The 14,130-nt window shown below is 70.5% G+C and carries 9 protein-coding genes; 1 reads left to right on the plus strand and 8 read right to left on the minus strand.

What is annotated here, in order from left to right; genetic code table 11:
- The first annotated feature begins 116 nt into the window (after positions 1-116).
- Entirely contained in the window at positions 117-3,701 is a 3,585-nt protein-coding gene (locus tag GCG21_RS16100; RefSeq protein ID WP_194164913.1) for a GH92 family glycosyl hydrolase, read from the plus strand.
- On the opposite strand, the gene glp is transcribed toward GCG21_RS16100, so the two are convergent.
- From glp to GCG21_RS03520, 8 genes are read right to left on the minus strand one after another with little or no spacing between them, the layout of a single operon-like run.
- Positions 3,688-4,965: a gephyrin-like molybdotransferase Glp gene (gene glp / locus GCG21_RS03490; RefSeq protein WP_152817868.1), complete on the minus strand. Its 1,278-nt coding sequence runs from the start codon at positions 4,963-4,965 to the stop codon at positions 3,688-3,690. The two genes, GCG21_RS16100 and glp, sit on opposite strands and share 14 nt — an antisense overlap.
- Positions 4,966-4,972: 7 nt before the next feature.
- A complete protein-coding gene (locus GCG21_RS16105) occupies positions 4,973-5,281 on the minus strand; it encodes a DUF6457 domain-containing protein (protein WP_227993088.1) in 309 nt (102 codons plus the stop codon).
- A complete protein-coding gene (locus GCG21_RS03495; protein WP_152817869.1) occupies positions 5,278-5,949 on the minus strand; it encodes a molybdenum cofactor guanylyltransferase in 672 nt (223 codons plus the stop codon). Before GCG21_RS03495 ends, GCG21_RS16105 begins: the two co-directional genes overlap by 4 nt.
- 2 nt (positions 5,950-5,951) lie before the next feature.
- On the minus strand, positions 5,952-6,671 hold the full coding sequence (gene narI, locus GCG21_RS03500; protein WP_152817870.1) for a respiratory nitrate reductase subunit gamma: 720 nt from the start codon (positions 6,669-6,671) through the stop codon (positions 5,952-5,954).
- A complete protein-coding gene (narJ, locus tag GCG21_RS03505; RefSeq protein WP_152817871.1) occupies positions 6,668-7,492 on the minus strand; it encodes a nitrate reductase molybdenum cofactor assembly chaperone in 825 nt (274 codons plus the stop codon). Before narJ ends, narI begins: the two co-directional genes overlap by 4 nt.
- On the minus strand, positions 7,489-9,081 hold the full coding sequence (gene narH / locus GCG21_RS03510) for a nitrate reductase subunit beta (protein WP_152817872.1): 1,593 nt from the start codon (positions 9,079-9,081) through the stop codon (positions 7,489-7,491). Before narH ends, narJ begins: the two co-directional genes overlap by 4 nt.
- A gap of 26 nt (positions 9,082-9,107) precedes the next feature.
- Complete coding sequence (locus GCG21_RS03515; protein ID WP_152817873.1) at positions 9,108-12,851, minus strand: nitrate reductase subunit alpha; 3,744 nt, start codon at positions 12,849-12,851, stop codon at positions 9,108-9,110.
- Positions 12,848-14,074 carry an MFS transporter gene (locus GCG21_RS03520; protein WP_227993090.1) on the minus strand — a complete coding sequence of 409 codons (1,227 nt, stop codon included), beginning with the start codon at positions 14,072-14,074 and terminating at the stop codon, positions 12,848-12,850. The genes GCG21_RS03515 and GCG21_RS03520 overlap by 4 nt, the downstream gene beginning before the upstream one ends.
- Between the last annotated feature and the right edge of the window lie 56 nt (positions 14,075-14,130).

Raw genomic sequence — 14,130 nt, forward strand, 5'->3', positions numbered from 1 at the left:
ACTTTGACAACGTTGCCAGACGTGGACCACTATGACTGATGTACCGCATCGACGCTGGTATAGGTCGGCGCACCATGGCGTGCCCGGCCAGATCGTCACGACCGAAGGAGTAGTTGATGAGTTCAACGTGGACCACACGGCCGCGACGCGTCGCGGCCGTCGCCGCGATCGTCGGGGCGGGAAGTCTGGTGGGCGCCGGCGGCGCGATCGCCGCACCCATCGACGCTCCCCCGACGAGCGCGTCCTACGTCGAGGCGCCCCTGGACTACGTCGACCCGCTCATCGGTACCGGTGAGGCCTCCGGCGCCGCGGTGACCGAGGTGAACAACTTTCCCGGGGTGTCGATGCCCTTCGGGATGATGCAGCTCTCGCCCGACACGCTCGGGGCGTATGCCGGCTATCGCTATGGCCACGACCAGATCCGCGGCTTCAGCATGACGCACGCCTCGGCCGGCTGCTGGATCTTCGGCGACCTGCCGATCCTGCCGGTCACGGGCGATGTCGGCGACGAGCCCTGGAACCTGACGGAGCACTTCTCGCACGACGACGAGACCGCTGCGGTCGGCCGCTACCAGGTGCGTCTCGACGCCGCGGGCACCGACGTCGACCTCGTATCCGCCACCCGTGCCGGCGGGTTGAGCTTCGACTACTCCAAGCAGGCGGAGGCCTCCCAGGTCATCGTCGACGCGGGCGGGTCGCTCGCCGACGTCCGCGACGCCGAGCTGACCGTCTCGGGAACACGAACGGTCACCGGATCGATCACGACCGGCGGCTTCTGCGGGAAGAACAACGAGCACACGCTCTACTACGCGATGGAGTTCGACCAGGACTTCGAAGAGTTCGGAACCTGGGAGGGAACCGACCTCGAGGTGGGCCGGGCGTCGGTGCGGGACCGCCGCGCCGGAGCCTGGTTCACGTTCGCGCCCGAGGCCACGGTGAAGAGCAAGGTCGGCATCTCCTATGTGAGCGTCGCCGGCGCCGAGGCGAACCTCGCCGCCGAGATCCCCGGATGGGACTTCGACGCCGTCGAACAGCAGAACCGGGACGCCTGGCTCGACCTGCTCGGGAGCGTGAAGGTCGAAGGCACGGACAGCGACGACCTGACGATGTTCTACACCTCCCTGTACCAGTCCCTCCTGTTCCCCAACACGTTCAACGACGTCGACGGCCGCTATATCGGCTTCGACGACGCCATCCACGAGGTCGAGCCCGGACACACCCAGTACGCGAACTTCGCCGGTTGGGACACGTACCGCTCGCTCGGAGCCCTGCAAGCGCTCATCGCACCCGATCGGGCCTCCGACATGGCGCAGTCGCTCGTCAACGACGCCGTCCAGGGCGGTTGGCTCCCCAAGTGGCCCGTGGCCAACAGCTACAGCGGGCAGATGACCGGAGACCCCATCCCGCCCCTGATCGCAAGCATGCACGCCTTCGGCGCCACCGACTTCGATACCGACACAGCGCTGGAATACATGATCAAGGGAGCCACCACGGCGGGCCAGGCGAGCAACGGCTACCGCCAGCGGCCCGGGGTCGAGGCCTACCTCGACCTGGGCTATGCCCCGCAGACCGAGGAGCTGCGCGGCGACCATCAGGTCGTCGGGGCCTCGGTCACACTGGAGTACGCCATCTCCGACTTCGCGATCGGGCAGTTCGCGCAGGCGCTGGGCGAGTCCGCGACGGCCACCGAGTTCGCCGAGCGCGGCCAGTCCTGGCAGAACGTATTGAACCCCGCCACCCGGCTCAGCTCCGCCCGCACCGCCCAAGGCGCGTTCGTCATGCCCGGGGGCAGCGGATTCGGGCAGGCCGGCTTCGACGAGGGCAGCGACGTTCAGTACACCTGGCTCGTTCCTCAGAACGTGACCGCGCTCATTCAGGCCCTCGGAGGAGACGACGCCACGGTCGCGCTGCTCGACGAGTTCACGTCCGAGCACAACGCCGGCGGAAACAGCGACCACCTGTGGATCGGCAACCAGCCCGGCTTGGGCGTGCCCTGGCTGTACAACTACACCGGGCAACCGTGGCGCACCTCCGAACTGGTGGACGCCGTGATCGCCAGTTCGTTCCAACCCCGCCCCGACGGCAAGCCCGGCAACGACGACCTCGGCGCGATGGCCGGCTGGTACGTCTGGGCGGCGACCGGAATGTACCCGGTCACCCCCGGGACCGACGTCGTCAGCGTCAACACCCCCCGGTTCGACCGCGTGCTTTTCGAACGCGACGGCGCCAACTCGATCGAGATCAAGGCCCCGGGTGCGGCCGACGGGAAGCGCTATATCTCGGGCATGACGGTCAACGGAGAGGCATGGGATCGGACCTATCTCCCGAGCGACCTGTGGACCGAGGGCGGGGTCGTGGAGATGACGCTCGCGCAGAAGGCCGACGCCGAATGGGGAACGGCCCCGTCGTCGGCACCGCCCTCGTTCACCGCGGGTAGCGCGGACGTGATCATCGGAACGATGAGCCCGCAGATCACGGCGCAGCCCGGCGCGTCGGCGGAGGTCGACGTCACGGTGCAATCCTTCGGTGACGGTGGCGAGCGCGTGGACGTTCGGGTGACCGACCCCGCCGGAACCGAGCTGGGCGCCGAGGACGTGAGCCTCGACGACTTCGGTCGCGCTCACGCATCGATCCCGCTCGAGATCCCCGCGGACTCCGCCGAGGGATACTCGCTCCTGACCGTGTCGGCGACGGGCACCGGCTCCCCGGCGACCATGCCCGTCTCCATCCGCATCGCGCGCCCCGGCAGCCTGCTCGCCGCATACAACACCGTCGGCAGCGCCGACGAGTTCAATTCGGGGCTCGGAAACCTCGACAGCGTGGGCAACAGCCTCTCGCAGCAGGCGCTGGCGGACGTGGGGCTCACCCCCGGGGCCGAGCGCAGCGTGCACGGCCTCGACTACACGTGGCCGGATGTTCCCGCAGGGCTGCCGAACACGATCACGGCGGCAGGCCAGCAGGTGACCCTGGCCCACGAGTCGACCGCGATCTCGTTCGTGGGCACCGCCACGAACGGCACCCAGCGGGGCGAGGTCGAACTCACCCTCTCCGACGGATCCGTGGTCCGCGCGCCGCTCGCCTTCGGCGACTGGATGTATCCCACCGAGACCGATGAGCCGATCGACGGCAATTCGGTGGTGGCCAGGATGGACCGGCGAAACGGCGACAGGGACCGGGCCTTCGTGTTCGCCACGGACCGCTTCGAGGCCCCCGACGGGTTGCTGATCACGGCGGTCACGTTCCCCGAGAACAATCAGCTGCACGTCTTCGCCATGGCGACCGATGTTCCCGAGCCCACGGACCCGACCGAGCCGACGGACCCCACGGACCCCACGGACCCGACCGAGCCGACGGACCCGACGGACCCCACGGAGCCCACCGAGCCCACGGACCCGACCGACCCCACGGAGCCCACGGAGCCCACGGAGCCCACGGCACCGACCGATCCCACGGAGCCCACGGACCCGAGTGAGCCGACCGATCCCACGGACCCGGGTGAGCCGACCGATCCCACGGACCCGGGTGAACCGAGCGGGCCGAGTGGGCCGACGGATTCCTCTCCGGGGCCGGATTCCGAGGAGGACGGCCACGCCCCCGCGCTCCCCGTCACCGGAGTCACGACGACGGCGGGACTGCTCATCGCGGCGGGCCTGCTCCTGGGCGGCGCGGCCCTGCGTCGCGCGCGGGTCAGGCGCGGGTGACGAGCACGGAGAGGATGTCTCCAGTGCGCACCTGAGCCATCCCGGGCGGCACACTGGCCAGCCCATCGGCGTGAGCCATCGAGCTCACCCGGTGGGCGGCCACGCCGCCGGGAATGACGGGGGAGATCCCCTCGGGCCCGATCGTCACGGGCACGAACTGGCGCAGGCCCGGGCGCGCCGTCCAACCCCGGGCGACCGGCAGTCGCAGCGGCGCGGGAAGGCGCACCCCGCCGAGACGGGCGAGCACGGGCCGCACGAGCGCGTGCAGGCTCGCGTGCACGGCGCCCGGATTACCCGGGAGTGCGAGCACCGGCACGCCGCGGACGATCCCGAAGCCCTGGGGCTTCGCGGGCTGGATCGCGACCGCGGCGAACCGCACGCCCCGGGTGGTGAGCACCTGCCGGGCCACGTCGTGCGCGCCGACCGACGCCCCGCCGGTCGTGATCACGAGGTCGACATCGGCCGCGGCGTCGTCGATCAGGGCGCCGAAGGCCTCCGGGGAGTCGCTGCAGGTGTGGTGCCGGCGCACGTCGGCACCGAAGTCGGACAGGGTGGCCCGCAGCAGGATCCCATTGGAATCGGGCACCTGCCCCGGGGCCAGGTCGGCCCCCGTGGCCGCCAGCTCGTCACCCGTGACGATGATCGCCACCCGCACTCGCGGATGCACGCGCACCGACCCCACCCCGACGGCCGCGAGCGCGGCGAGCGCCGCGCCGTCGAGCCGGGTGCCGGCCGCGAGGATCTCGGCCCCGGCCGGAACGTCGGAGCCCCGGGCGCGCACGTTGCGGCCGGCGGGCCAGTCCGCGGGGATCCGCACGCGGGCGGGCAGCGGGGCGCGCATGAGGGGCTGATCGGTGAACTCCACCGGGACGACCGTGTCGGGACCGTCGGGGCCGGACGGCAGCGGCGCACCCGTCATGATCCGCACCGCGGTCCCCGGCCGCCACGGCGGTGCCGGCACGCCCGCGGGAAGGTCCGCGCTCACGTCGAGTCGGACGGTCGACCCGTCGGCGGCCCCGACCTCCCCGCCGGCGGCGGCCGCGACGAGATCCGCGGCCCGCACGGCGAAGCCGTCCATCGCCGAGTTCGTGAACACCGGGGCCGGCAAGCGCGAGCGCACGGGCGCGGCGGTCACGAGCCCGGCCGCCGCCAGGGGATCCCCGAGCCCGACGTCCTCCGCCGGGAGCGGACCCGTGGCCGCGAGGATCCCGGCGAGGTATTCCTCGTAGGGAACCCGTTCGCCGGTGCCGGTCGGGGTGGTCATCGGCCGCTCACGCCCGGTCGCCGCCCGCACCCGGGTCGGCCGCCTCCTCGGGCAGGGTGGCGACGATCCGGTCGACCAGCTCCCGGGCGAGCGCGGCCTGGTCGGCGCCGCCGTCACCCGCTGCGCGTCCCAGCGCGACGCCGAGGAGGAAGGAGGACACGGGTGCCATCGGCCGGTCGTACCGGTGCGCGACCTGCTTGGTCAGGTCGTGGATGAGCGGCACGTCGACGCACGCCGGGTCGACCCCGGCCGCCGCGGCCGCCCGCTCGATCCACGGCCGCCAGATGTCGCTGCCCATGTCGCCGTTCGTGCTCATCTCTCCCGTCCTTCCCCGGCTCGCGCGAGCCAGTACCGATGGTCCTCCCACGTGTCGACGTCCCGCGTGGATCCGGGTGGTGCCGCGATCGTCGCCTGCCGCATCGAGGCGAAGAGACGACGCACGGATCCGTCGATCAGCCCCTCCCCGCGCGCTGCGATCACCCGCCGCAGGGCCCCGGCTCGGTGGATGCCGGTGAGCCATTCGGTGCGGCCCTCGACGTCACCGGCCCGAACGCCGGCCCGATCACCGCCCCGATCGCCGGCCCGGTCGCCGGGGGGCAGATCCGCCGAGGGGGTCCGGGCGAGGATGCTCTCCACCTGCGCCGGCGCCGCTGCGGCGGCCGCGAGGAGCTCCGGCACGATCTCCCCCGCCCCGGGCAGGTCGCACGCGAGCACGAGCACCCAGTCGGCGCCCGCCCCGACCCGGGCCATCCCGGCGGCGATTCCCGCCGCGGGCCCGGACCCGGGCGGATCCTCGCGGGTGAGCACGACCCCCGCGGGCACGTCCAGGTCGGGGAAGCCGACCACCACCCGCTCCGAGCACGCCTCGACCGCGGCGAGGACGTACGCGAGGAGCGCGTCGCCGTCCACACGCAGTTCGGCCTTGCGCACCCCGCCGAGCCGCGAGCCGCGGCCGCCGGCGAGGATGACCGCCGCGCACCGCATCGTCAGAAGCCGACCTTCTCCCAGCCCCGGCGCTCCCGCTGCGCGCCCCGGCTGCGGTAGACGATATAGGGGCGGGTGAGGTAGCCGATCGGCGCGCTGAACACGTGCACGAGGCGCGTGAACGGCCAGATCGCGAAGATGAGCAGGGCGCTGATGACGTGCAGCTGGAAGAAGACCGGCGCGCTGGTCATGTGCGCCGGGTCGGGCTGGAAGCTCCAGAACTCACGGAACCAGAGCGAGACCCCCTCCCGGTAGTCGTAGGTGCCGATGGCCGTGTGCACGACCGTGGCGAGCACGCCGAACACGATGACGAGGGCCAGGAACAGGTACATCGCCTTGTCCATGACCGTCGTGGCCCCGAACACGCGCCGGTTGGTGCGCCTGCGGTAGATGAGCAGGATGAGCCCGCCGACGCAGGCGACCGCGGCCGCGAGCCCGATCGTGATCGCCATGATGTGATACCAGTGGTCGGACAGCCCGATCGCCCGGGTCCACGTGTTCGGGACCCCCAGGCCGACCACGTGGCCGAAGAAGATGCCGATGATGCCGAAGTGGAAGGCCGGCGAGCCGATCCGCAGCAACTTCGACTCGTACATCTGGCTCGAACGGGTGGTCCAGCCGAACTGGTCGGAGCGCCACCGCCAGATGTGCCCGCCGATGAAGATCGCGAGCACCACGTAGGGGAAGGCGACCCACAGCATGGTCTCCCAGGTCGTCGTCATGAGCTCGCTCCTTCTGATCGGGCCGGGGTGAGCGGGAACTCGCGCATACCCTCGGGAACGGTGCGGCCTTGGGTGGGGCCGGTGCCGGGCACGGTGCCGGGTCCGTACCCGGGCTGCTCCGTGGCGGAACCGCAGCCCGTCGGGCCCGGGCGCGAGGCGGGGTGCAGGTTGTGGGCGTCGGCCCCGTAGCCGTCGAGGCCGACCTCCTCGGTCTCGGGGCCGTCGGCGGCGAGCTGGGCCATCTGCTCGATGTCGACGTCGCCGAGCGGGGGCATCGTGGCGCAGATCGCCTCGAGCGCGCCGTGCCACGGCGAGGAGATCGCCTCGAGGTGCATCCGCAGCAGCTCCACCCCGGGGCGGTTCTGGGTGAGGATCTTCATGCCGCCGGCCGCGTCGTGCCCGGCGGCGAACTCGAGCACGAGGGTCAGGTGGTCGGGCAGTTCGGTCTCGGGCACCTCGAGCCCGGCGCGCCGGTACGTGTCCTTGATCCGCACGAGCGCCATCCCGCGCCGGCGGGTGTCGCCGTTCGAGTAGTAGGTGAGGAACAGGCAGCCGCGCCGGCGCGTGTCGAACGTGTCCACGTAGAGGCTGCGCAGCTCGAGGACGTCGGAGCTCGCCAACGCGCGCGCCGTGCGTGCCAGCGGCTCGCCCAGGCGCGGGTCGAGGCCCGCGGCGATCTCGCCGAGCTGCGGCAGCCGCTCGATCAGATCGTCGCCCGGATAGCCCACGAGCCAGGAGGCGCAGGCGTGGGCGGCGCGGACGTCGGGCAGCGCGAGCTCGGTGTTGCGGCGCCGGTCCAGCAGGGCCTTGAGCATGCTCATGCCGGGGCCGTCCCGAGGCGCGGCGGGAACATCTTCTCCGGCCGGTCGTCCGGGTTCCAGGCGAGGAGGGTCACCTTGCCCTTGCCGCCGACGCCCACCCCGAGCGGGTCGCTGCCCATGGCCTCGGACATCCCGGGGCCGCCCTCGCCGTTGAGCGGGCAGTCCGTGTGGCTGCCCTCGATGTCGTGCGCCTGCTCCGAGTGGGCGGCCGGGATGACGTAGCGCTCGTCGTATTTGGCGATGGCGAGCAGCCGGTACATCGCCTGCATCTCCCGGCCCGTGAGGCCCACGGCGTTGGCGATGCCCTCCTTCGGCTCGTTGCCGAGGTTGATGTCGCGCATGTACGAGCGCATCCCGGCGAGCCGGTAGAGCACCCGCTCGACGGTGGGCACGTGCCCGGCGGTGAACAGGTTCGCCAGGTACTCCACCGGGATCCGCAGCGTGTCGATCGCGGAGAACAGGTTCTCGGCGTCCTCGGCGTCGTAGCCCGTGTCCTGCACGGCGTCGACCACCGGCGACAGCGGCGGGATGTACCAGACCATCGGCATGGTGCGGTATTCCGGGTGGAGCGGGAGCGCGACGCCGTAGGTGTGGATGAGCGCGTAGATCGGCGAGCGCTGGGCGGCCATGACCCAGTCGTAGGGGATGCCGGCCCGGTCGGCGGCGTCGAGCACCTCCGGGTCGTTCGGGTCGAGGATGAGGCTGCGCTGCGCCTCGTACAGGTCGTGCTCGTCGGGGGTCGAGGCGGCCTCGGTCACGCGGTCGGCGTCGTAGAGCACGAGGCCGATGTAGCGCAGCCGGCCCACGCAGGTCTCCGCGCACACGGTCGGCTCGCCGTTCTCGATCCGGGGATAGCAGAACGTGCACTTCTCCGCCTTGCCCGTGCGGTGGTTGAAGTACATCTTCTTGTACGGGCACCCGGAGACGCACATGCGCCAGCCGCGGCACTTGTCCTGGTCGACCAGCACGATGCCGTCCTCGGCGCGCTTGTAGATCGCGCCGGTCGGGCAGGAGGCCACGCACGTCGGGTTGAGGCAGTGCTCGCAGATGCGCGGCAGATAGAACATGAAGGTGTTGTCGAAGTCGAGCTTCACCTTGTCCTCGATGCCCCGGATCATCGGGTCCTTGTCCTTGTGCGCGTACGTGCCGCCCAGGTCGTCGTCCCAGTTGCCCGACCACTGGATGTCGACCCGCTCCCCCGTGATGAGGGACTTCGGCGGCGCCGTGACGATCTGCTGCTGGGCGGGGGAGTTGAGGAGCTTGTCGTACTCGTACGTCCACGGCTCGTAGTAGTCCTCGATGCCGGGCAGGCGGGGGTTGGCGAAGAGCTTGAGCAGCTTGGCCACGCGGCCGCCGTCCTTGAGCTTGAGCCGGCCGTTCTTGCCGAGCTCCCAGCCGCCGCGCCACTTCTCCTGATCCTCGTAGCCGCGGGGATAGCCCTGGCCGGGCCGGGTCTCGACGTTGTTGAACCAGACGTACTCCATCCCGGTCCGGTTGGTCCACGCCTGCTTGCAGGTGACGGAACAGGTGTGACAGCCGATGCACTTGTCGAGGTTCATCACCATTGCCATTTGGGCCATGACGCGCATGTCTTCAGTCTCCTTCTTCCGACGCTTCAGTAGGTCACCGGGCTGGTGCGCTTGCGGATCACTGTGACCTCGTCGCGCTGGTTGCCCGTGGGCCCGTAGTAGTTGAATGCGAACGCCAGCTGGGCATAGCCGCCGATCAGGTGGCTCGGCTTGAGCATGATCCGGGTGAGCGAGTTGTGGATGCCGCCCCGCTGGCCGGACGTCTCGGAGATCGGCGTGTTCACCGTGCGGTCCTGCGCGTGGTACATGAACGCCGTGCCCTTCGGCATCCGGTGGGAGACGATCGCGCGGGCCGAGACGACGCCGTTGCGGTTCGTGGCCTCGATCCAGTCGTTGTCGGCGATGCCCACGGCCTCGGCGTCCTCGACGCTCATCCAGATGGTCTGCCCCCCGCGGGACAGGTTCATCATGAAGAAGTTCTCCTGGTACATCGAGTGGATCGCCCACTTCTGGTGCGGGGTGAGGTACCGCACGGAGATGCCCGTCTGCGCGTTCCCGTCGCCGATCGCGGGTTCGCCGAACAGCGCGGTCATGTCGAGCGGGGGCCGGAACGCGGGCAGCTCCTCGCCCATCTCGAGCATCCAGTCGTGGTCGAGATAGAAGTGCTGTCGGCCGGTGAGCGTGTGCCACGGCTTCTTGCGCTCGACGTTGATCGTGAACGGGGAGTACCGGCGCCCGCCGGCCTCCGATCCCGACCACTCCGGGGAGGTGATGACCGGCACGGGCGCGTTCTGGGTGTCGGAGAAGGCGATCTTCTTGCCCTCGTGCTCGGCGGCGAGGTCGTGCATCAGGTGCCCGGTGCGCTTCTCGAGGGTCTTGAACCCGTCGGTGGCCATCTCCCCGTTCGTCGTTCCGGACAGCCGCAGGATGAACTCGCAGGCGTGCAGATCGTCGGTGAGGCGGGGCTGCCCCGCCCCCACGCCGCTCGCGACGACGCCATTGAGTCCGCGCAGCTCGTCCACGTACTTGCGCACGTCGAAGGTGAGGCCCTTCGTGGTCATGCCGAGCTTCTCCAACAGCGGGCCCACGGAGACGTACTTGTCGTAGACCGCGGCGTAGTCGCGCTCCACCTCGACCAGGTTCGGCAGGGTGATGCCCGGGATCGGCTCGCACTCGCCCTTCTTCCAGTCCCGCACCCTCCCGCGGGGCGTGGCGAGCGCGCCGATGCTGTCGTGCTGCAGCGGCGCCGCGACGACGTCGGTGCGCACCCCCAGGTGGGTGGCCGCGAGTTCGGAGAACTTCTCGGCGATCGTCGCCCACGTCTGCCAGTCCGTGCGCGACTGCCACGGGGTGGAGATCGCCGGGTTGAACGAGTGGATGAACGGGTGCATGTCCGTAGTGTTGAGATCGTATTTCTCGTACCAGGTCGCCGCCGGCAGGATGATGTCCGAGTGGAGCGTGTGGGTGGTCATCCGGAAGTCGAGGGTGAGCACGAGGTCGGTCTTGCCGGTCGGTCCCTCCTCGCGCCAGCGCACGTCCTTGGGGCGGAACTGCGGCGCGGTCTCCTCGGCGCCGACCGTGTTGTCCACGCCGAGGAGGTGCTTGAAGAAGTACTGGTCGCCCTTGGCCGAGGAGCCGAGGGTGTTGGCCCGCCAGATCGACCAGATCCGCGGGAAGTTCTGCTCCGCGTCCGGATCCTCGACGGCGAAGTTGATCCCGCCGCTCTTGAGCTGGTCCACGAGGTACTCGACCGTCGGGCGCTCCGCGGCGGCCGCCCGGTCGGCGATCTCGAGGGGGTTGACGTCGAACTGCGGGAAGAACGGCTGCCAGCCGAGCCGGGCCGACAGGGCCACCGCGTCCGCGGTCGTCATGTCGGCGAACGAGCCGGCCCCGGTCGTCGCCGCGAGGGTGTCGGCCCCGAACTGGTCGTAGCGCCACTGGTCGGTGTGCATGTACCAGTAGGTGGTCTGGGTCATCTGCCGGGGCGGGCGGGACCAGTCGAGCGCGTTGGCCAGGTGGGCCCAGCCGGTGAGCGGGCGCACCTTCTCCTGCCCGACGTAGTGGGCCCAGCCGCCGCCGTTGACCCCCTGCGTGCCGCACAGGGTCGTGAGGGTGAGGAAGGCGCGGTAGATGAGGTCGGAGTGGAACCAGTGGTTCGTGCCGGCGCCCATGATGATCATGGAGCGCCCACCCGAGTCGATGGCGTTCTGGGCGAACTCCCGGCCGATGCGGGCGCAGATGCCGCCCGGCACCCCGGTGATCGCCTCCTGCCAGGCCGGGGTGTAGAGCGCATCGGCGTCGTCGAGGCCGCTCGCCCACTCACCGGGCATGCCCGGGCGACCGACGCCGAACGTGGCGAGCATGAGGTCGTAGACGGTGGTGACCAGCCGCTCGCCGAGACGCCGGACGGGAACGCCGCGGACGACGTCCCCACGCCCTCCCTGACCCGTCGTGTCGAAACGCGGCATGAGGATCTCGACCGTATCGGCTGTATCGGCTGTATCGGCAGAGCCCGCTGTGCTGTCGAAGAGGCTGAGCGCCGGCTCGATCCCGCCGAGGTCGAGGTGCCAGCGGCCGATGCCCTCGTCGTTGAAGCGGTGCCCGAGGGTGCCCGGGGGCACGACCGGTGCGTTCGTGCGCGTATCCATCATGACCGGCTTGAAGTCGGCGTGCTCGCTCGCCTGCTCCGGCACGGCGGCCGGGTCGAGGTCCGCCGCGACCACGAACTTGCCCGGGCGGTAGGCGCCCGCGTCGTCGCGGCTCACCTCGACGAGGAACGGCAGGTCGGTGTACTGCTTGGCGTAGGAGACGAAGTACTCGTTCGGGTTCTCGACGTAGAACTCCTTGAGGATGGTGTGACCCATCCCGAGGGCGAGCGCCGCGTCGGTGCCGGGGTGCGGGCGCAGCCACTCGTCGGCGAACTTGACGTTCTCGGCGTAGTCCGGGGCGACCGCGATGACCTTCTGCCCCCGGTAGCGGGCCTCGGTCATCCAGTGCGCATCCGGGGTCCGGGTGAGCGGGACGTTCGAGCCCCACATCATCAGGTAGGCCGCGTTCCACCAGTCGCCCGACTCGGGCACGTCGGTCTGGTCGCCGAAGACCTGCGGGGAGGCCGGGGGCAGGTCGGCGTACCAGTCGTAGAACGAGAGCATCGGCCCGCCGATGAGCTGGTGGAACCGGGCACCGGAGGAGAAGGAGATCTGGCTCATCGCCGGGATCGGTGAGAAGCCCGCGATCCGGTCGGGGCCGTACTCCTTGATCGTGTGCACGTAGGCCGCGGCGATGATCTCCGTGACCTCCTCCCACCGGGCCCGCACGAGGCCGCCCTTGCCTCGCTGGGCCTTGTAGCGGGCCGCGCCCGCGCGATCGGCGACGACGGCCGCCCAGGCGTCGACGGGGTCGCCGAGGCGCTTCTTCGACTCACGGAACTGCCGGAGCAGTTCGGCCCGGACGTACGGGTACCGCACCCGGGTCGGCGAGTAGGTGTACCAGGAGAACGACGCCCCGCGCGGGCAGCCGCGCGGTTCGTACTCGGGCAGGTCGGCGCCGGCCGTGGGGTAGTCGGTCTGCTGCGACTCCCACGTGATGATGCCGTCCTTGACGTACACCTTCCACGAGCACGAGCCCGTGCAGTTGACGCCGTGGGTCGAGCGGACCACCTTGTCGTGACTCCACCGGTTCCGGTAGAACGCGTCGCTCTCGCGGCCACCCTGCCGGTGGATCTCCCGGTTGTCCTCGGTGATCCGCGCCCGGGGCTGGAAGAGCTTCCGGGTTCCGATGAGCGCGTCGACCAACGCGTTGTCGGGTCCGGCCGATTCGGTGGTGGTCATGAGAGTGCCTCCTCAGCGGCAGAGTCCGGGGTCTCCTCGGCGGGAGCCCCGGCGGAACGGGCGGGACGGGCGGTCGCAGCGGCCGGCTGGCCGGCCCACACGGCGACGAGCATCGCGAACACGGTGGCCATGGCGAGCAGGGCGATCCCCGTGGAGTAGTCGCCCCGCTGGACCCACATGAAGCCCAGCAGGAGCGGCGGCACGAAGCCGCCGAGGCCGCCGGCGGCGCCGACGAAGCCCGTGATGGATCCGACGTCGGCGGGATCGGAGCGCTTGGCGATGAGCGCGAACACCCCGCCGGACCCGAGCCCGAGGCCCGCGGCCATCCCGATGTAGCCGACCGTGCCGACCGGGATGAGCGAGGGCGCGTCCTGCCACATGTGCAGCACGATCACCACGATCGCCATGACGGCCACGACCGCGTACCCCACGAGCAGGGTCGTCGTGGCGCCGATCCGGTCGGAGAGGATGCCGCCGAGGGGCCGCATCGCGACGGCGACGATGACGAAGCCCGCCATCCGCAGCGACGCGTCGCCGATCGAGACGTCGTACCAGTTGTGGAGCAGGGTCGGCAGGTACACCGAGAACGCCACGTACCCGCCGAAGGCGACCGCGTAGAGGTAGCAGGCCTGCCAGGTGAGCCGGATCCTCGCGACGTGGGCGAGCTGGGAGATCATCGACTTGGTCGCGGGCGCCCAGGCGGGCGCGTTGCGCATCATGGTCCAGGCGACCAGGGCGTAGACCGCGAGCACGACGGCGACGAGCACGAACGGGGCGACCGAGCCGACGTTCTTGAACAGCGGCACCGTGACGAATGCGCTGATCGCGGTTCCGCCCATGCCGATCCCGTATACCCCCGTGGCCATTCCACGCTTTTCCGGGGGGAACCAGCTATTGACGTACGGCACCCCGATCGAGAAGGTCGCCCCGGCGATTCCCAGGAAGAATCCGCCGACGAGGAGCGTGCCATAGGTGTATTGCCCGATGAATCCCACGAAGAGCACGGGCACGATCGTGATGATCGACAGCAGCGGCATCATGACCCGGCCGCCGAAGCGGTCGGTCAGGGCGCCGATCGGGATCCGCCCGAGCGAGCCGACGATCACCGGCACCGCGACGATGAGGGCGGGGCTGGAGACCATGCCCTCGCTCACGAAGAGCGGCCCGAGCGGGCTGAGCAGCGCCCACGCCCAGAAGTTGACACCGAATCCGAGCGTCGCCATAATTAATGCGACGCGACGATTGCGTAAATGCGTGGAGTCTGGGGTGGTGGTTCCGC

Origin of the sequence: Pseudactinotalea sp. HY160 (genome assembly GCF_009372055.1) — a bacterium.
Classification (GTDB): domain Bacteria; phylum Actinomycetota; class Actinomycetes; order Actinomycetales; family Beutenbergiaceae; genus HY158.